At 63.6% G+C, this 16,497-nt stretch carries 15 protein-coding genes; 7 read left to right on the top strand and 8 right to left on the bottom strand.

The annotated features are described in order from the left end of the window. Positions 1-2: 2 nt before the first annotated feature. The 3 genes from argE (at position 3) to ACXAHG_RS09640 (ending at position 3,743) form a co-directional block, all read left to right on the top strand. Positions 3-1,184, top strand: a complete 1,182-nt coding sequence (argE, locus tag ACXAHG_RS09650) for an acetylornithine deacetylase (protein WP_475057015.1) — start codon at positions 3-5, stop codon at positions 1,182-1,184. 195 nt (positions 1,185-1,379) lie between these two features. Next, entirely contained in the window at positions 1,380-2,546 is a 1,167-nt protein-coding gene (locus ACXAHG_RS09645) for a M20 aminoacylase family protein (RefSeq protein ID WP_475057014.1), read from the top strand. Positions 2,547-2,579: 33 nt separating this feature from the next. Beyond that, on the top strand, positions 2,580-3,743 hold the full coding sequence (locus ACXAHG_RS09640) for a M20 aminoacylase family protein (RefSeq protein WP_475044115.1): 1,164 nt from the start codon (positions 2,580-2,582) through the stop codon (positions 3,741-3,743). Positions 3,744-3,855: 112 nt separating this feature from the next. On the opposite strand, the gene ACXAHG_RS09635 is transcribed toward ACXAHG_RS09640, so the two are convergent. Genes ACXAHG_RS09635 through moaA form a run of 3 tightly spaced genes read right to left on the bottom strand, consistent with a single transcriptional unit; the run spans position 3,856 to position 7,231 of the window. Continuing rightward, positions 3,856-4,914: a glycosyltransferase family 4 protein gene (locus tag ACXAHG_RS09635; RefSeq protein WP_475057013.1), complete on the bottom strand. Its 1,059-nt coding sequence runs from the start codon at positions 4,912-4,914 to the stop codon at positions 3,856-3,858. Continuing rightward, positions 4,914-6,218, bottom strand: coding sequence for a 3-deoxy-D-manno-octulosonic acid transferase (locus ACXAHG_RS09630; RefSeq protein WP_475057012.1), 1,305 nt, complete (start codon positions 6,216-6,218; stop codon positions 4,914-4,916). The genes ACXAHG_RS09635 and ACXAHG_RS09630 overlap by 1 nt, the downstream gene beginning before the upstream one ends. A gap of 2 nt (positions 6,219-6,220) precedes the next feature. Beyond that, positions 6,221-7,231, bottom strand: coding sequence for a GTP 3',8-cyclase MoaA (gene moaA, locus ACXAHG_RS09625; protein ID WP_475057010.1), 1,011 nt, complete (start codon positions 7,229-7,231; stop codon positions 6,221-6,223). A 91-nt stretch (positions 7,232-7,322) separates the two neighbouring features. Between moaA and ACXAHG_RS09620 the strand changes: the two genes are divergently transcribed. Next, positions 7,323-7,772 (top strand): hypothetical protein, encoded by a 450-nt coding sequence (locus ACXAHG_RS09620; protein WP_475044108.1) that lies wholly within the window; start codon positions 7,323-7,325, stop codon positions 7,770-7,772. 88 nt (positions 7,773-7,860) lie between these two features. Here the strand turns inward: ACXAHG_RS09620 and ACXAHG_RS09615 are convergent, their stop codons facing one another. Genes ACXAHG_RS09615 through glmU form a run of 4 tightly spaced genes read right to left on the bottom strand, consistent with a single transcriptional unit; the run spans position 7,861 to position 12,281 of the window. Continuing rightward, positions 7,861-8,541, bottom strand: coding sequence for a DNA alkylation repair protein (locus ACXAHG_RS09615; protein ID WP_475057009.1), 681 nt, complete (start codon positions 8,539-8,541; stop codon positions 7,861-7,863). A gap of 18 nt (positions 8,542-8,559) precedes the next feature. Beyond that, positions 8,560-9,102, bottom strand: coding sequence for a pyridoxamine 5'-phosphate oxidase family protein (locus tag ACXAHG_RS09610; RefSeq protein WP_475057008.1), 543 nt, complete (start codon positions 9,100-9,102; stop codon positions 8,560-8,562). 3 nt (positions 9,103-9,105) lie between these two features. After that, positions 9,106-10,926, bottom strand: coding sequence for a glutamine--fructose-6-phosphate transaminase (isomerizing) (gene glmS, locus ACXAHG_RS09605; protein WP_475057007.1), 1,821 nt, complete (start codon positions 10,924-10,926; stop codon positions 9,106-9,108). Then, positions 10,926-12,281, bottom strand: a complete 1,356-nt coding sequence (gene glmU, locus ACXAHG_RS09600) for a bifunctional UDP-N-acetylglucosamine diphosphorylase/glucosamine-1-phosphate N-acetyltransferase GlmU (RefSeq protein WP_475057006.1) — start codon at positions 12,279-12,281, stop codon at positions 10,926-10,928. The genes glmS and glmU overlap by 1 nt, the downstream gene beginning before the upstream one ends. A gap of 132 nt (positions 12,282-12,413) precedes the next feature. On the opposite strand from glmU, the gene ACXAHG_RS09595 reads away from it, so the two are divergent. The 3 genes from ACXAHG_RS09595 to ACXAHG_RS09585 all read left to right on the top strand — a co-directional run bounded on the left by ACXAHG_RS09595 (position 12,414) and on the right by ACXAHG_RS09585 (position 15,737). Beyond that, the gene (locus ACXAHG_RS09595) at positions 12,414-13,076 is read left to right on the top strand and encodes an HAD-IA family hydrolase (RefSeq protein ID WP_475044099.1); all 663 of its coding nucleotides are present in this window, start codon (positions 12,414-12,416) and stop codon (positions 13,074-13,076) included. Positions 13,077-13,155: 79 nt separating this feature from the next. Continuing rightward, positions 13,156-14,349 carry a DegT/DnrJ/EryC1/StrS family aminotransferase gene (locus ACXAHG_RS09590; protein WP_475057004.1) on the top strand — a complete coding sequence of 398 codons (1,194 nt, stop codon included), beginning with the start codon at positions 13,156-13,158 and terminating at the stop codon, positions 14,347-14,349. Positions 14,350-14,576: 227 nt separating this feature from the next. Further along, positions 14,577-15,737 (top strand): isovaleryl-CoA dehydrogenase, encoded by a 1,161-nt coding sequence (locus ACXAHG_RS09585; protein WP_475057003.1) that lies wholly within the window; start codon positions 14,577-14,579, stop codon positions 15,735-15,737. A 97-nt stretch (positions 15,738-15,834) separates the two neighbouring features. On the opposite strand, the gene ACXAHG_RS09580 is transcribed toward ACXAHG_RS09585, so the two are convergent. Further along, positions 15,835-16,437, bottom strand: coding sequence for an OmpW/AlkL family protein (locus tag ACXAHG_RS09580; protein WP_475044093.1), 603 nt, complete (start codon positions 16,435-16,437; stop codon positions 15,835-15,837). Positions 16,438-16,497 lie beyond the last annotated feature (60 nt).

Here is a 16,497-nt window from a genome sequence, read left to right as displayed (position 1 = left end):
GCATGGCTGAAAAACTGACGCCGCTGGAGATCATGGAACGCCTGGTCTCTTTCCCGACGGTGAGCCGCGACACCAACCTGCCGCTGGTCGATTGGGTGCAGGAATACCTGTCGTCCCACGGTATCGAAAGCCACCGCTGGGTGGACCCGGACCAGCCGCACAAGGCCGCTGTATTCGCCCATGCCGGCCCTTGGGAAGAGGGCGCCGTGGTGCTGTCAGGCCATACCGATGTGGTGCCGGTAGACGGCCAGCCCTGGGACACAGATCCCTTCACGGTGGTGGAAAGGGACGGCAAATACTTCGGCCGCGGCACCTGCGACATGAAGGGCTTTGACGCACTGGCGGTCTGGGCGCTGGTGGAGGCGCATACCCAAGGTGTCATTCGTCCATTGCAGCTGGCACTGAGCTTTGACGAGGAAACCGGCTGCACCGGCGCCCCGCCGATGATCGAAGCCATGCAGCAAGTTCTGCCCAAAGGCTCCGCGGTGATCGTGGGGGAGCCTTCGATGATGCAAGCAGTGACGGGCCATAAGGGCGGCACCGGCTACGACACCCATCTGGTGGGGTTCGAGGTGCACTCTTCGCTCATGCACACCGGCGTCAGCGCCATCATGCAGGGTGCGAAACTGATCGACTGGGCCAACCAGCAGAACGCCGCGAACATGGCCCAGGAGCCGGGCGAAGTGCAGGCGATGTTCACCCCGCCCTGGACCACCTGCCACGTCGGCATGATCGAGGGCGGCACAGCCCACAACATCACCGCCAAGGACTGCCGATTCCTGATGGATTTCCGGGTGGTGCCGGGCGAGCACGCCAGCGATTGGGAAGCCGCCTATCTGGCCAAGGTGCGCGAGGTTGAGGCAGAGATGCAGATGATCCATCCGGAGGCCCGCATTGATGTGTCCAAGCACTTCGACGTGCCAGGGCTGGTGCCGGAACAAAACGGCGAGGCGGAGGCGCTGGTGCGCCGGGTGACCGGCGACAACGGCTCCCATGTGGTCAGCTACGGCACCGAGGCGGGCCAGTTCCAGCAGGCCGGTTATTCGGCGGTGATCTGCGGTCCCGGCGACATCGCGCAGGCGCATCAGCCCAACGAGTACATCACGGTCGCCCAGTTCGAGGCGGGCCATGACTTCATGCGCAAGCTGGTGGAGAAATTGCGCGGGTACTTCCCGCTGCCTTGAAACGGTGCGTTTCGTGCTCAGATTGATGCTGAGTGTGCGACGGGGGGTGTACAGGAGGTGTACAGGGGGTGCACGCATGTCACCCCCGCTCTGGCGCGTTCCGCCACGTCCCGGCGCGGCAGGATACTTGCGAAGCTAAGTTTTATCGCGGACAGTCTGCCGCAACGGAACCTGAAACAGAAAGGGGAGGGGAAAATGCCGGCCAAGAACCGCTTTGCCGAGATGCACCAGGAGATCACCGCCTGGCGCCATCACCTGCACGAGAACCCCGAACTGATGTACGAGGTGCATGAAACCGCTGCCTTTGTGGTGGAGCGGCTCAAGGAGTTTGGCATCACCGACATCACCACCGGCGTCGGCCAGACCGGCGTGGTGGCGGTGATCGAGGGCAAGACCAATTCCTCCGGCCGCGCCATCGGCCTGCGCGCCGACATGGACGCGCTGCCAATCACCGAGGCCTCCGGCGTGGACTACGCCTCCAAGACGCCCGGCGTGATGCACGCCTGCGGCCATGACGGCCATACCTCGATGCTGCTGGGGGCTGCCAAGTACCTTGCAGAGACACGGAATTTCGACGGCAAGGCGGTGCTGATCTTCCAGCCGGCCGAGGAAGGCGGCGCCGGCGGCAAGGCGATGTGCGACGACGGTCTGATGGACCGCTGGGGCATCCAGGAGGTCTATGGCCTGCACAATATGCCGGGCCTTCCGGTGGGCGAATTTGCCATCCGCCCGGGTCCGCTGATGGCGTCCTCGGACGAGTTCATCATCACCGTCACCGGCAAGGGCGGCCATGCCGCCGCCCCGCATGAGGCGATTGATACCACTCTGGTGGCCTCGCAGATCGTGGTCTCGTTGCATTCGATTGTCTCGCGCAACGTGGACCCGGTCAAACGCGTGGTGCTGACCGTCGGCACCTTCGAGACCGACAGCACCGCGTCGAACGTGATTGCCCATACCGCCAAACTGCAGGGCACGGTGCGTACGCTGGACCCCGAGTACCGCGCCCAGGCCGAGGACTGGGTGTGCCGGGTCGCCGAAAGCACCGCCGCGGCCTTTGGCGCCACGGCGGATGTCGAGTGGGTTCCAGGCTATCCTGTTACAATCAATGATGAAAACGGCACCGCCCATGCGATAGAGGCGGCGAAGGCGGTCTCTGCCAAGGTCGATGCCGAGACCCCGCCGATCATGCCGTCCGAGGATTTCGCCTATATGCTGGAGCAGCGCCCGGGCGCCTATATCTTCCTTGGCAACGGCGGCACCGAGATGTGCCACCACCCGGCCTATGTCTTTGACGACGAAGCGATCCCGCTGGGATGCAGCTGGTTTGCCGAGCTGGTGGAACGAAGAATGCCCGCGGCCTGAGGCTGCGGGGCAAGACAACCAAAGGAGTGAGAAATGCCGGTCAAGAACCGCTTTGCCGAACTGCAGGATGAAATCACCGCCTGGCGCCGTGACATCCACGAAAACCCGGAAATCCTGTTCGAAACCCACCGCACCAGCGCGCTGGTAGCAGAGAAACTGCAGGCGTTCGGCTGCGACGAGGTAGTGACTGGCATCGGCCGCACTGGCGTGGTCGGCGTGATCAAGGGCAAAGCGGACACATCGGGCAAGGTCATTGGCCTGCGCGCCGACATGGATGCGCTGCCGATCCATGAGCAGACCGGGCTGGACTATGCCTCCAAGACCCCCGGCGCGATGCATGCCTGCGGCCATGACGGCCACACGGCAATGCTGCTGGGCGCCGCCAAGTACCTGTCGGAGACCCGCAATTTCGACGGCACCGTGGTGGTGATCTTCCAACCCGCCGAGGAAGGCGGCGGCGGCGCCAAGGTGATGTGCGACGATGGTCTGATGGACCGCTGGGGCGTGCAGGAGGTCTATGGGTTGCACAACTGGCCGGGCCAGCCGCTGGGCTCCTTTGCGATCCGCCCGGGCTCCTTCTTTGCGGCCACCGATCAGTTCGACATAACTTTCGAGGGGCGCGGCGGCCATGCCGCCAAGCCGCATGAGACCGTCGACACCACCGTTCTGGCGGCGCAAGCGGTGCTGGCGCTGCAGACCATCGCCTCGCGCAATGCCGACCCGGTGCACCAGATCGTGGTTTCAGTGACCTCTTTCGAGACGTCGTCCAAGGCGTTCAACGTGATCCCGCAGAAGGTGCAGATCAAGGGCACCGTCCGCACCATGTCCAAAGAAATGCGCGATCTGGCGGAGAAGCGGATCAACGAGGTGTGCACCGGCATCGCCGCGACCTTTGGCGGCACTGCCGGTGTCACCTACCACCGCGGCTACCCGGTGATGGTGAACCACGAGGAGCAAACCGAATTTGCAGCCAAGGTGGCGGAGAGTGTCTCCGGCTCTTGCGATGATGCACCGCTGGTAATGGGCGGCGAGGATTTTGCCTTCATGCTGGAGGAGCGCCCCGGCGCCTATATCCTGATGGGCAATGGCGATACCGCGATGGTGCATCACCCGGAGTACAACTTCAACGACGACGCCATTCCTGCAGGTTGCAGCTGGTGGGCGGAGATCGTCGAGCAGCGGATGCCTGCGGCTTGATGTGAAACAGGGGAGGGGGCTGTCTGCCCCCTCTTGAGCCTGCGGCTCAATTCACCCCCGAGAGTATTTCAGACCAGAAAGAAGCGGGGCCGATGGTCACGCTGGAGCGGGGTTAGTGCTCCAGAAGCTCGCGGTAGATGGTGACGAGTGTTTCAGCTTCTTTCTCCAGTGCGAAGTTGGTCATGGCGTGTTTTCGGGCGGCCTTTGACCAAGCCTGCAGGCGGCCCTCGGTCGCAAGCACCGCGCTGATGGCTTCCACCATCTGGGTGGTTTCGCCTGGGTCGATCAGCAGGCCGGTTTCTCCCGGCGCAATCAGTTCCTCGAAAGCGCCGACGCGGGTGGCTACAGCAGGCACGCCGCAGGACATCGCCTCCAGCGGGGTGAGGCCAAAGCCCTCCCAGCGCTGCGGCGCCACGTAGAGGTCCAGCGCCTGATACCAGCGGGAGACCTCCCAGACAGGGACCTCTGGCGGGAACAGCAGCCGGTCCTTGAGATCCGCGGCTTCCGCCTTGGCGCGCAGGCCCTTTTCGAAGGCCACGTGTTTCTCAGTGGCGCGGCCCATCACAATGCCAACCGCCTTGGGGTGTGCCTTCAGCACTTCCAGCATGGCGTCGACGAAAACGTCGGTGCCCTTTTGCGCGCGGATGCGGCCGTAGCAGCCGATCAGGATGGCGTCCTCCGGCAGATCCAGTTCACGCCGCAGCGCAGCCTTGTCGGCGGGCGGCGCGAACTCTTCCGTGTTGATCCCGTGGTGCACCACTTGCGCGGGTTTCTCCAGATAGGCCGCGCCTTTGGCCGAGGTGGCAATTACCCGGTCCATCTGCGAGATCAGCCATTTGGTATAGCCGGAGTGATGCCGTTGCGACGCGGAGGTGAACAGCAGTTTCAGCCGCTTGCCCAAGAGGTATTTCAGTGCCAGCCCGCCCAGCATTTCCACATTGCGCCGGGCGTGCCAGACGCGGGCGCCGGCGGGGCCGTTGCGGTTCATGAGGATGAGCTGGGAGGTCGTCAGATGGGGCATGTCCCCCGGCAGGCCGCTGCCTGCGGTGGCAATGGCGAGGTGCTGGCGCTGCAAGGGCACCAGCCGGACGATTGTAGAGGTGACGCCGGACAGGCGGCGTTTGAAGTTCGGCGCGATGACTTCGATCTCATTGGCGTCAACCTGTGCCATCAGGGTCTCCTATCAGGCAGCAGCGCCAGCAGCGCGCCCACTGTCTTGTCCAGTTGATCCGACTGCCGCGAGATGAACGCCCCGGCGGCATCGCGGGCGGCCTGAAAGGCCGCCGGCTGTTCCAGCCACTTGGCGGCCTGATCCGCCAGCTCCGCTGCTGAACGCACCTCCGCCGCGGCGCCAAGGGCGGTCAGCTCGGCATAGGTCTCGGCAAAATTGTAATGGCCGGTGCCGGTGATCACCGCGGCGCCTGCCTGCATCGGCTCAAACGGGTTGTGGCCCCCGATCTCGCGCAGGGACCCGCCCAGGAAAACCAGCGGGCAGAGCGCATACCAGGTGCCGACTTCGCCCAGCGTGTCGGCCAGATAGACCTGCGTTTGGGTGCCAGGCAGCACGCCTTTGCTGCGCCTTGCGCAACTGAGCCCGGCGCCCTGTACCAGGGTTTCAACGGCATCCCCGCGTTCCGGGTGGCGGGGAGCGAGCAGCAGGCAGAGATCCGGGTGCTGTTTCAGCAGCGCCTTATGGGCCTCCAGCACGGTTTCCTCTTCGCCCTCGTGGGTGGAGGAGGCGATCCAGACCGGGCGTTCGCCGATGCTGCTGCGCACTTTGGCGAGAGTGTCCCGATCCACCGGCAGCGGGGCGGAAACAGCCTTGAGGTTGCTGCCGGGGCGGATCCGGTCCGGGGCGGCACCCATGGTCTTGAGGCTTGCGGCAGTTTTCTGGTTCTGGGTGACCAGCAGGGTGAATTGATCAAGGATGAAGCGCGCGGTGTCCGGGCGTTTTGTCCAGCCCTTCACCGATTTGTCGGACAGCCGCGCGTTCAGAAGTACCAGCGGGCAGCCGGACTCGCGGGCGCGCACCAGCATCTGCGGCCAGAGTTCGCTTTCGACAAAAACGCCCAGATCGGGCTGCCAATGGGCCAGGAACCGGCTGACGGCGGCGGCGGTGTCCAGGGGCGGAAACTGGTGGCGGCAGCGCGGCGGCATCCGTTTGGCGATCAGTTCGGCGGACGTGGGCGTGCCGGAGGTGATCAGGAACTCAGCTGCGGGATCTTGTTCGCCCATGCGGGCAATCAGGGTCAGCACCGACAGGCTTTCCCCGACAGAGGCGGCGTGGAACCAGACCAGCCGCCCGGCCGGACGGGGCTGGGAGGCGTGGCCCAAACGCTCACGCACCCGTTCCTCCGGCAGGCCGTAGTCGCGCAGCTTGCCCGCGACCTTGCGCCAGGCAAACGGGGCAATCAGCGTGCTGACACCGCAATAAAGGGAGTAGAGCAGCGTCGGGCGCGCAGTCGGGCTGGACATTGTCAGCCGCCGGTGTGGCTCATATGGCGGGTCATCTGGCCGCCGACTCCCCGCCGGGAATAATCAAAATCATGGCCGCGGGGCTTGTCTCCGATGGCGGCACGGATGGCGGCCTCCAGCGCGCCTGCGCCTTCCTCATTTGCACGCAAGGGGGCACGCAGGTCAGCTTTGCCCTCTTGGCCCAGACAGGTGTAAATCTCGCCGGTGCAGGTGACCCGCACACGGTTGCAGCTTTCGCAGAAGTTATGGGACAGCGGCGTGATGAAGCCGATCTTCTGGCCGGTCTCCTCCAGCCGCACATAGCGGGCCGGGCCGCCGGTGCGCTCAGCCAGATCGGTCACGGTATAGTGGCCTTCATATTCCGCCCGCACATCCTCCAGCGACCAGTACTGGCCGATACGCTCCATGGCGCCGATATCCTCGCCCATCGGCATCACTTCGATCCAGGTGAGATCGAGGCCGCGTCCGGCGCACCATTCGGTGATCTTCGGCAGTTCTTCTTCGTTGAAGCCCTTGAGTGCCACAGCGTTGATCTTGACCCTGAGGCCTGCTTTCTGCGCCGCATCAATGCCCTTCAGCACCTGCGGCAGACGGCCCCAGCGGGTCACGTCCGCGAATTTCTGCTCGTCCAGCGTGTCGAGCGAAATATTCACCCGGCGCACCCCGGCGGCGTAAAGGTCATCGGCGTGTTTCACCAGCTGCGAGCCATTGGTGGTCAGCGTCAGCTCTTTCAGGGCGCCGCTTTCCAAGTGGCGGCTCATCGCCTGGAAGAAGCTGATGATGCCGCGGCGCACCAAGGGCTCGCCGCCGGTGATCCTGAGCTTCTCCACGCCAAGCCGGATAAAGGTCGAACACAGCCTGTCCAGCTCCTCCAGCGTCAAGAGATCTTTCTTGGGCAGAAAGGTCATGTTTTCCGACATGCAATAGACACAGCGGAAATCGCAGCGGTCGGTGACCGAGAGGCGCAGATAGGTGATTGCGCGGGCGAAGGGATCAATGAGTGGTGCCGTCATGCCTCCTAGGTAAAGCGGGGCACCGCCCGCGGCAAGAGGGCAAGGCTTTTTACCGCTGGCAAAGCCCATCACCGGGGGCTAGGGTCGCCCCATGCGTATGACAGTCCTTTCCCTTGCTTCAATTTCCCTGCTGGCGGCCTGCAATGGAATCCAGCTTAATTCCTCTATTCTGGGCGGCCAGGGTGCCCCGGCCGCTGCGGCCCCGCATGACCCTGTGCTGCCACCTGCGCCCGGTGTTGATACGGCCGCGGCAGATCCGCTGGCACCGGTCCCGCCGGCTGCGCCTTCGTTCCGCGGATCTGCAACCACAGTTGCGTCTCTGGGCGATCCGTCGCTGCCGGGATTGTGGATGGAAACGCCGCTGGTGGCGGCAGAGCAGCAGGCGCTGATCCGTACCAGCCGCAATACGCAGGTCGTAGTCACGCTTAAGCCCATTCCAGGAGCGGAGTCGGGCGGCAGCCGCCTGTCGATTGGTGCGATGCGGGCGTTAGGCCTGCCGCTGACGGAACTGGCCGAAGTGCAGGTGCTGCCTGCGGGCTGAGCTTTGACCCGTTGGAGGAGGGAGCGCCCGCCCTCTTGGAGCGGGGCGTGCGCTGCCCGGCTGACGCCGGGCGGCTGGTTTGCCCGGCCTAGGCCGTTTTCAGGTATTTCGCGGCTTCCTTGCGGGCAAATGCTTTCATGGCATCCCCATGTTCCGCCAGAAACGCGCGGGTGCGCTCCGCGTCATGCTTGCTGAGGTCGCGCAGCCACCAGGCGATGGCTTTCTGGATGAACCAGTCCCGGTCGGGCACATAAGACGCGGCCCAGCCCAGAATGCGTTCGCGGCTCGCCTGATCCGCCGGTTTCAGATTGTTCATCTTGGCCCAGGGCAGAGTGGCGACCAGTGCCGCCCGGCGCGACCACATGTGGTCCGATTGGGTCCAGGCCTCCACCGTGTCCAGTCTATCAGGCGCCGCCAGCAGCCGTTTTGAGATGGCCGAGCAGGCGTGATCCGCAATGGCCCAGCTGTCAAAATCCGGCACCCAGGACTGCAGAAGGCCCCAGACCGGCACGTCCTTTTTGATCCGCGCCTGGGTCAGCAGCTTGGCGGCGGCAATGCGGGCCTCAAAGATATCCGTGTCCCAAAGGGCGCGGGCCAGATCCACGCGCTGCTCCACATCCAGCGACTGGCGCCAGGACTTGGTCAAATCGTTGGTGGCCGGGTTGGGGACGCCCAGAACTTCGCGGCTTTGTTTGTGATAGGCTGCCATGCCCTCGGCCCGGCCGGGTTCGGCCTGGGCCTTCAATTCATCAAGATAGGGATCCAGCATGTTTGTCCTTGCAGGCCGCTACACCGGCACGCCGGTGGGTTTGCCGTCGATGGTGGCCTGGTTCTTCTCTTCCCAATAGGCGCGGATGTCGCCGTCCGACTTGCCGTCGACCCATTTCTGCATGGTGTCGCGGTCGGATTGGTAATCCATGAAGGGCACCGCATAGCCGCAGGAGGTCTGAACCAGATCCACCGAAACGTCGAAGATCTGCCGGGCACTGCGGTGAGCAGGGAACAGGGCTGCCAGTTCGTCCCAGCCTTCATCGCCTACATGCAGCACCTTGGCGGTGCCGTAGGTGCGCAGGATCTGCGGGCGGGTGGTGAAGGAGCACCACATCAGGGTGATGCGGTTCACCTCCAGCAGATGGCCTGCGGTCTCGTTGCCGCTGCCGGTCAGGTTCATCCAGGCAATCCGGTCCGGCCCCAGCACCCGCAGCGAATCCATGCCCTTGGGGGAGATGTTCACGCGCCCCTCGGGGCCTGCGGAGCCGGTGAAGAACATGTGCTGATCTTCAATGAACTTGCGGTGCGCCTCTTCGATCTGCGGAAATTGCTTGGCCATGTCTCACTCCACCGTCACGGATTTTGCCAGGTTGCGCGGCTGGTCCACGTCGGTACCCTTGGCCACCGCGGTGTGATAGGCCAGGAGCTGCGCCGGAATGGCATAGAGGATCGGGGTCAGCGCCTCCTTAACCTCAGGCATCCGGATCGCGCACCAAACGTCGTCGCCGGCCTCATCAATGCCGCTCTGGTCGGAAATCATCAGCACCTTGCCCTTGCGGGCCAGCACCTCCTGCATGTTGGAAACCGACTTGTCGAACAGCGTGTCCTTGGGCGTCAGCACCACCACCGGCATGTTCTTGTCGATCAGCGCGATGGGGCCGTGCTTCAGCTCGCCGGAGGCATAAGCTTCGGCGTGGATGTAGCTGATTTCCTTCAGCTTCAATGCGCCCTCTAGCGCCAGCGGGAACATCAGCCCGCGGCCCAGGAACAGCACGTCGCGCGCTTCGCTCACCTTTTGGGCAGCAACCCGGATCGCCGCGTTCTGTTCCAGCGCGGAGGACAGCACATTGGGCAGCCCGCGGATCGCGGTGGCGTAGCCGGCCATTTCTTCGGCATCCAAATGCCCGCGGTCGCAGGCGGCCTTGAGCGCCAGTGCCAAGAGGACCGTCAGCTGGCAGGTGAAGGCCTTGGTGGAGGCAACGCCGATCTCCGGCCCGGCGTAAATCGGCAGCGCCAGATCGCTTTCGCGCGCAATCGAGCTTTCGGGGACATTGACCACTGACAGGATCTTGTCTGCCTTTTCATGGCAGTAGCGCAGGGCGGCGAGCGTGTCGGCGGTTTCGCCCGATTGGGAGACGAACAGCGCCAAGGTTTTGCCCGGGATCGGCGGCTCGCGGTAGCGGAACTCTGAGGCGATATCGACCTCGACCGGCAGGCGGGCGATCTGTTCGAACCAGTATTTTGCGGTCAGGCAGGCGTAATAGGCGGTGCCGCAGGCGACCATGGTCAGCCGCTCGACTTGCGAGAAATCAACCTCGCCGGGCAGGTGCACCGCGTCTTCCTCGACCGGCAGATAGTGGCGGATCGCCTCGGCGATCACATGCGGCTGCTCGGCGATTTCCTTAGCCATGAAATGCTTGTGCCCGCCCTTGTCGACCTGGGAGGAGTCGATCTGGATGGTTTTGGTTTCGCGGTTGACCAGCGCGCCATCGGCATTGCGGATCTCGGCGCCTTGGCGGGTGACAACAGCACGGTCGCCTTCCTCCAGGTAGGTGATCCGGTCGGTCAGCGGTGCCAGCGCGATGGCGTCGGAGCCCACGAACATCTCGCCGTTGCCATGGCCGATTGCCAGCGGGGAGCCCTTGCGGGCCGCGACGATCAGGTCTTCCTGACCGTCAAACAGGAACGCCAGCGCAAAGGCGCCCTCCAGCTGATCGAGCGTCTTGAAGGCCGCATCAACGGGGGCGTACCCTTCTTTCAGATACCGCTCTGTCATCAGGGCAACGGTTTCGGTGTCGGTCTCAGTGCGGAACTCCATGCCGCAGTTCAACAGCTCTGCGCGCAGTTCCTTGTAGTTTTCAATAATACCGTTGTGGACAACTGCCACAGCGCCGGCCCGGTGCGGATGCGCGTTGCTGACCGAGGGCGCGCCATGGGTGGCCCAGCGGGTGTGGCCGATGCCGGCCTTTCCGGCCAGCGGCTCATGCACCAAGAGGTCGGAGAGATTCACCAGCTTGCCTACCGCGCGGCGGCGGCGCAGCTCACCCTTGTTCACGGTGGCGATGCCTGCGCTGTCATAGCCGCGGTATTCCAGCCGCTTCAGCGCCTCGACCAGGATCGGGGCAGCCTCGTGATTTCCCAGAACGCCGACAATTCCGCACATCACTTGGCTTCCTTCTGCAGGCGGACCTTCTTAGCGCGCAGCATATCCATCAGCTTGCGCGCGCGGCCCGGTTTGTTGCTCTGTTCGGCGCGGGCAATTGCCAGGTCGCCGTCATCGACATTTTTGGTCACAACCGCGCCGGTTGCGGTCATCGCCTCGTTGCCGACCCGGACCGGCGCCACCAGCATGGTGTTCGACCCGATAAAGGCGCGGGCGCCGATCTCGGTGCGGTGCTTCATCACCCCGTCATAGTTGCAGGTAATGGTGCCAGCGCCAATATTGCTGGCTTCACCGACAGAGGCATCGCCGATATAGCTGAGGTGGTTGACCTTGGCGCCTTCGGCGATTTCGGCGTTCTTGATCTCGACAAAGTTGCCGATGTGGGTGTTCTCAGCCAGTTCCGCGCCGGGTCGCAGGCGGGCGTAAGGCCCCACTTTGGCGCCGCGGCTGACATGGCAGCCCTCCAGATGCGAAAACGCGCGGATCAGCGCGCCGCTTTCCACCGTGACACCGGGGCCGAAAACCACATTGGGCTCGATCACCGTGTCGCGGCCGATGAAGGTGTCAAAGGCCAGATAGACGGTTTCCGGCGCCATCAGTGTCACGCCCAGGTCCAGCAACTCTGCCCGCGCGCGGGACTGGAACAAGGCATCCGCCTGCGCCAGCTCAGCACGGGAGTTGATGCCCAGCGTCTCCGCCTCGTCACAGGACACGGCAGTGACGGATTTGCTTTCACGCCGCGCCAGCTCCACCAGGTCAGTCAGGTAATATTCGCCCGAGGCGTTTTCATTGCCGACCTTGGCGATCAGATCAAACATCACCGATACGTCGCAAGCCATCAGGCCGGAGTTGCAGAAGGTGATGGCACGCTCGGCCTCGGAGGCGTCCTTGAATTCGACAATCCGCTCCAGGCTGTCACCGTCCATCACCAGCCGGCCATAGCGGCCGGGATCGGCGGCCTCAAACCCCAGGATCACCAGGTCTGCGCGCTGGCGGGCCTCCACCATGCGCTCCAGCGTGTCCGCGCTGACAAAGGGCGTATCACCGTAAAGCACCACAACATCGCCAGCAAAGCCGTCCAGAGCAGCCCGCGCCTGGTCCACTGCATGGGCGGTCCCCAACTGCTCCTCCTGCAGAACCACCTCGGCGTTTTCTTCAAGCCTGGCAACAGCTGCCTGCACGGCATCTGCGCCATGGCCTGCCACAATGATAGTGCGTTCGGGGTTAAGCGCGCGGCCCGCGGCCAGCGCATGCTCCAGCATCGGAGCCTGAGCAATCGGGTGCAATACCTTGGGAATATCAGAATTCATCCGTGTGCCTTTTCCGGCTGCCAGGATGACAAGGGCAATACTCATAATCGCTTTTCTCTTTGTCTTTTTAGCGCTCCCGTTTTATCCGCTAACAGGCGGGGCGCAAGGGACAGCGCCATCAAACAAGATTGCGGGCTGCAACATGCGGCGGCGGAAAGTTGCCGGGAAGGGGCGGAAATGCGAACGGTTATCTTCGATCTGGACGGCACGCTGGCCGATACCTCGGGCGATCTTCTGGCCGCGGCCAATGCCTGTTTCCGGCAGATGGGACTGGGCGATGTGCTGTCTCAGAAACAGGATGCAGCTGTGGCATTGCGCGGTGCCCGGATGATGCTAACGCATGGATTAAAGCGTGTGGATCAGTATGACCCGGCAGTGGTCGAGGAGTTCTATCCTGTATTCCTGGAGGTCTACCGCGATGCCATCGATCATCACACCGTGATGTATCCCGGCGCTATGGAGGCGGTCGAGGCGTTGAAGTCCGCAGGTTTCGGGGTTGGCATCTGCACCAACAAGCCGGAGGCGCTGGCAGAGCAGCTGATGCGCAGCCTTGGCGTGCGCGACGCTTTTGCCTCGCTGGTCGGCGCCGACACGCTGCCGGTGCGCAAACCCGACCCGGAGCCGTTGTTCGAAGCCGCGCGCCGCGCCGGCGGCGACCCGGCGCGCACCCTGCTGGTCGGCGACAGCGACACCGACCGCAATACTTCGGCAAATGCCGGGGTGCCGTCAGTGCTGGTGACCTTCGGCCCCTCCGGTGAGGACATGGCAGCGTTGAAACCCGAGGCGCTGCTGCAGTGTTTCGAAGATCTGGTCGAGGTGGCGGAGCGGCTGATTGCGTAAAACCGCAACCCGGTTCCGGGTTTTCCAGCCGGTCAGCTTCCCCCTTGACCGCTGACCGCCCGCGGCTCACAAACGCCGCATGAGCGAGATATTTTCCGGGTCATTCACCCAGCAGGAACCAATCCCCGAAGACGCCATTGAGGCTGCGCTTGCAGTGCTTCGCCACGGGCGGCTGCACCGCTACAACGTGGCGGATGGCGAAGACGGTGAAACCGCGCTGCTGGAGCAGGAGTTCGCAGCGCAGATGGGGGCGAAATACTGCCTGGCTGCAGCCTCTGGCGGCTATGCGCTGGCGACCTCGCTGCGCGCAGTCGGGGTGAAGCCTGGCGACAAGGTGCTGACCAACGCCTTCACCCTGGCGCCGGTGCCGGGGTCGATTGCTTCCGTCGGGGCGGAGCCGGTGTTTGTCGAGGTGACCGAAGACCTGACCATTGATCTGGATGATCTGGCGGCCAAGGCCGATCAGGCCAAGGTGCTGATGCTGTCCCACATGCGCGGGCATCTGTGCGACATGGACCGGCTGATGGAGATTTGCGATGGCGCCGGCATCACCGTGATCGAGGATTGCGCCCACACCATGGGGGCCTCCTGGAACGGGGTGCTGTCGGGCCGCCATGGCGCGGTTGGCTGCTACTCCTGCCAGACCTACAAGCATGTGAACTCGGGCGAGGGCGGGCTGCTCATTACCGACGACGAGGAAATTGCCGCCCGTGCCATCATGATGTCCGGTTCCTACATGCTCTATGGCCGCCATTTGGCGGGGCCTGGGCCGGAAGTGTTTGAGCGGGTGAAGTATGAGACCCCCAACATCTCGGGCCGGATGGACAACTTGCGCGCCGCGATCCTGCGGCCGCAGTTGCGCGACCTGGAAGCGCAGGCAGAGCGCTGGAACGAGCGCTACCGCGCTGTAGAGGAGGGCTTGCGCAGCACGCCGGGCCTCACTGTGGTGGAGCGCCCGGAGCAGGAGGTCTATGTGGGCTCCTCCATCCAGTTCCTCTTGCTGGACTGGTCCGAGGATGCGGTGCAAGAGGCGGTCCGCCGCTGTGCCGCCCGCGGGGTGGAGCTGAAATGGTTCGGCACGCCGGAGCCTGTTGCCTTCACCTCCCGCTATGACAGCTGGCGGTATGCGGACACACCGCGCCTGCCGCAGAGCGACCGGGTTCTGGCGGGCATCATCGACATGCGGGTGCCGCTGACGTTCAGCCTGGAAGACTGTGCGCAGATCGCCCGCATTATCCGGGCCGAGGTCTCCGCCGTCTATCAAGGCGCTTAGGCTCCATCCTTCAGCCAGCCGGAATTCTATGAGAATTCCGGCCTGGAGAACATATGTTTTCCGTCCCGTTTTCCGCACCGGAAAACGGGTTTTCCTTGTTTTGGGCGCTCTGCAGAAATCGACGCTGCGTTGCTGGCAGCTGGAGCGCCATTGACCCGAATCGCGGGCTCCTCTATTGAATTGAACAACTGTTCATATAATCAGCTCTGCCCTGGAGGATCCGCGGAATGTTCAACGCAAGCATGACTTTCGATCTTGGTGAGGACGTGAACGCGCTGCGCGATGTGGTTCACCGCTGGGCGCAAGAACGCGTCAAGCCGATGGCGCAGGAGATCGACCAGAAGAACGAATTCCCGGCAGAGCTGTGGCAGGAGATGGGTGAGCTGGGCCTGCTGGGCATCACCGTGCCGGAAGAGTTCGGCGGCGCGGGCATGTCCTACCTGGCCCATACCGTGGCGGTCGAGGAAATCGCCCGGGCCAGCGCCTCTGTGTCGTTGTCCTACGGCGCGCATTCCAACCTCTGCGTCAACCAGATCAAGCTGAACGGCAACGCCGAGCAGAAGGCGAAATACCTGCCGCGGCTGCTCTCTGGTGAGCATGTCGGTGCGTTGGCAATGTCCGAAGCAGGCGCCGGCTCTGACGTAGTGTCGATGAGCCTGCGCGCGGAAAAGCGCAACGACCACTTCCGCCTGAACGGCAACAAGTACTGGATCACCAACGGCCCCGACGCCGATACCCTGGTGGTCTATGCCAAAACCGATCCGGAAGCGGGCTCCAAGGGCATCACCGCCTTCCTGATCGAGAAGGAAATGAAAGGCTTCTCTACCTCCAAGCATTTCGACAAGCTGGGGATGCGCGGCTCCAACACCGCTGAGCTGGTGTTCGAGGACGTCGAGGTGCCGTTCGAGAACATCCTGGGCGAAGAAGGCAAGGGCGTGCGCGTACTGATGTCTGGCCTGGATTATGAACGTGTAGTGCTGGCAGGTATCGGCACCGGCATCATGGCGTCCTGCATGGACGAGATGATGCCCTACATGGCGGAGCGCAAGCAATTCGGCCAGCCGATCGGGAATTTCCAGCTGATGCAGGCCAAGATCGCCGATATGTACACGGCGATGAACTCGGCGCGGGCCTATGTCTATGAGGTTGCCAAATCCTGCGACAAAGGCACCGTGACCCGTCAGGACGCAGCCGCCTGCTGTCTTTATGCCTCCGAGGTCGCGATGACCCAGGCGCATCAGGCGGTGCAGGCCTTTGGCGGTGCCGGTTACCTGTCCGACAATCCGGTGGGCCGCATTTTCCGCGATGCCAAGCTGATGGAAATCGGCGCCGGCACCAGCGAAATCCGCCGGATGCTGATCGGGCGCGAGCTGATGGGCACCATGTAACAGCAAGAACCCCGCGCATCCCAAGGGGGGCGCGGGATCTGAAAAAGGCCGGGCGGCACGAGGCCAGCCGCCAGGCCAGAACCGGACCCTCGAAGGATCAGAAGCGGTGCACGTAAGCGAAGTTCACGACAACCGGATCAATCTCTGCAGTGCCGATGGCGGCGCCGTTCAGGGTTGCATCGGAGTCGATGTCCATCCAGCGGACGTTGAAACGCAGCGCACCGTTGTCGGAGATCTGGTAGTCGGCACCGGCGTTCACCGCGATACCAAAGCTGTCATCCAGTTTGAGCGTGCCAAGTGCGGTCTCTTCCTCAAAGAAGGTGGTGTAGTTCAGACCCAGGCCGAGGAACGGTTTGATCACGCCCTGGGTGGGGAAGTGGTAGTTGACCGACAGGGTTGGCGGCAGCTGCTTGGCCGAGGCCGCAAAGGCACCGTTCAGTTTGACGTCGTGCTCAAACGGGGAGGCGGCCAGCAGCTCGACACCCCAATTGTCGCGGAAGAAGTATTCGACGGTCAGCGACAGCGCGGTGCCATCGTCAATGTCCGCCGCCGCACCGGCCAGGGTGCCGTTGCCGGATTTCGGGTTCACGTTGGCAATGCCGACGCCAACAGTCCAGTCGCCCTGCTGCTGGGCAAAGGCAGGAGCGGCCAGCGCGGCCAGGGCGGAGGTCAGCGCAAGCGCGGAAACCATGCGTTTCATGGGGTGCGTCCCTTTTCTTGTGTTCACCTGGATGTGATGCGTCTGAAAAGGCGCGAAAAC

This window comes from Leisingera sp. ABD4_442 (genome assembly GCF_056160905.1).
Note: the sequence above shows the minus strand (reverse complement) of the source record. Positions and strands in the feature narration are given on the sequence as shown.

Excerpts from the sequence above, each read along its gene's own strand:
- ACXAHG_RS09590 (WP_475057004.1), top strand. The coding sequence starts at position 13,156 with ATGAGCGAGATATTTTCCGGGTCATTCACCCAGCAGGAACCAATCCCC.
- argE (WP_475057015.1), top strand. The coding sequence starts at position 3 with ATGGCTGAAAAACTGACGCCGCTGGAGATCATGGAACGCCTGGTCTCT.
- ACXAHG_RS09640 (WP_475044115.1), top strand. The coding sequence starts at position 2,580 with ATGCCGGTCAAGAACCGCTTTGCCGAACTGCAGGATGAAATCACCGCC.
- ACXAHG_RS09635 (WP_475057013.1), bottom strand. The coding sequence starts at position 4,914 with ATGGCACAGGTTGACGCCAATGAGATCGAAGTCATCGCGCCGAACTTC.
- ACXAHG_RS09580 (WP_475044093.1), bottom strand. The coding sequence starts at position 16,437 with ATGAAACGCATGGTTTCCGCGCTTGCGCTGACCTCCGCCCTGGCCGCG.
- ACXAHG_RS09630 (WP_475057012.1), bottom strand. The coding sequence starts at position 6,218 with ATGTCCAGCCCGACTGCGCGCCCGACGCTGCTCTACTCCCTTTATTGC.
- ACXAHG_RS09585 (WP_475057003.1), top strand. The coding sequence starts at position 14,577 with ATGTTCAACGCAAGCATGACTTTCGATCTTGGTGAGGACGTGAACGCG.
- ACXAHG_RS09595 (WP_475044099.1), top strand. The coding sequence starts at position 12,414 with ATGCGAACGGTTATCTTCGATCTGGACGGCACGCTGGCCGATACCTCG.
- glmU (WP_475057006.1), bottom strand. The coding sequence starts at position 12,281 with ATGAGTATTGCCCTTGTCATCCTGGCAGCCGGAAAAGGCACACGGATG.
- glmS (WP_475057007.1), bottom strand. The coding sequence starts at position 10,926 with ATGTGCGGAATTGTCGGCGTTCTGGGAAATCACGAGGCTGCCCCGATC.
- moaA (WP_475057010.1), bottom strand. The coding sequence starts at position 7,231 with ATGACGGCACCACTCATTGATCCCTTCGCCCGCGCAATCACCTATCTG.
- ACXAHG_RS09620 (WP_475044108.1), top strand. The coding sequence starts at position 7,323 with ATGCGTATGACAGTCCTTTCCCTTGCTTCAATTTCCCTGCTGGCGGCC.
- ACXAHG_RS09615 (WP_475057009.1), bottom strand. The coding sequence starts at position 8,541 with ATGCTGGATCCCTATCTTGATGAATTGAAGGCCCAGGCCGAACCCGGC.
- ACXAHG_RS09645 (WP_475057014.1), top strand. The coding sequence starts at position 1,380 with ATGCCGGCCAAGAACCGCTTTGCCGAGATGCACCAGGAGATCACCGCC.
- ACXAHG_RS09610 (WP_475057008.1), bottom strand. The coding sequence starts at position 9,102 with ATGGCCAAGCAATTTCCGCAGATCGAAGAGGCGCACCGCAAGTTCATT.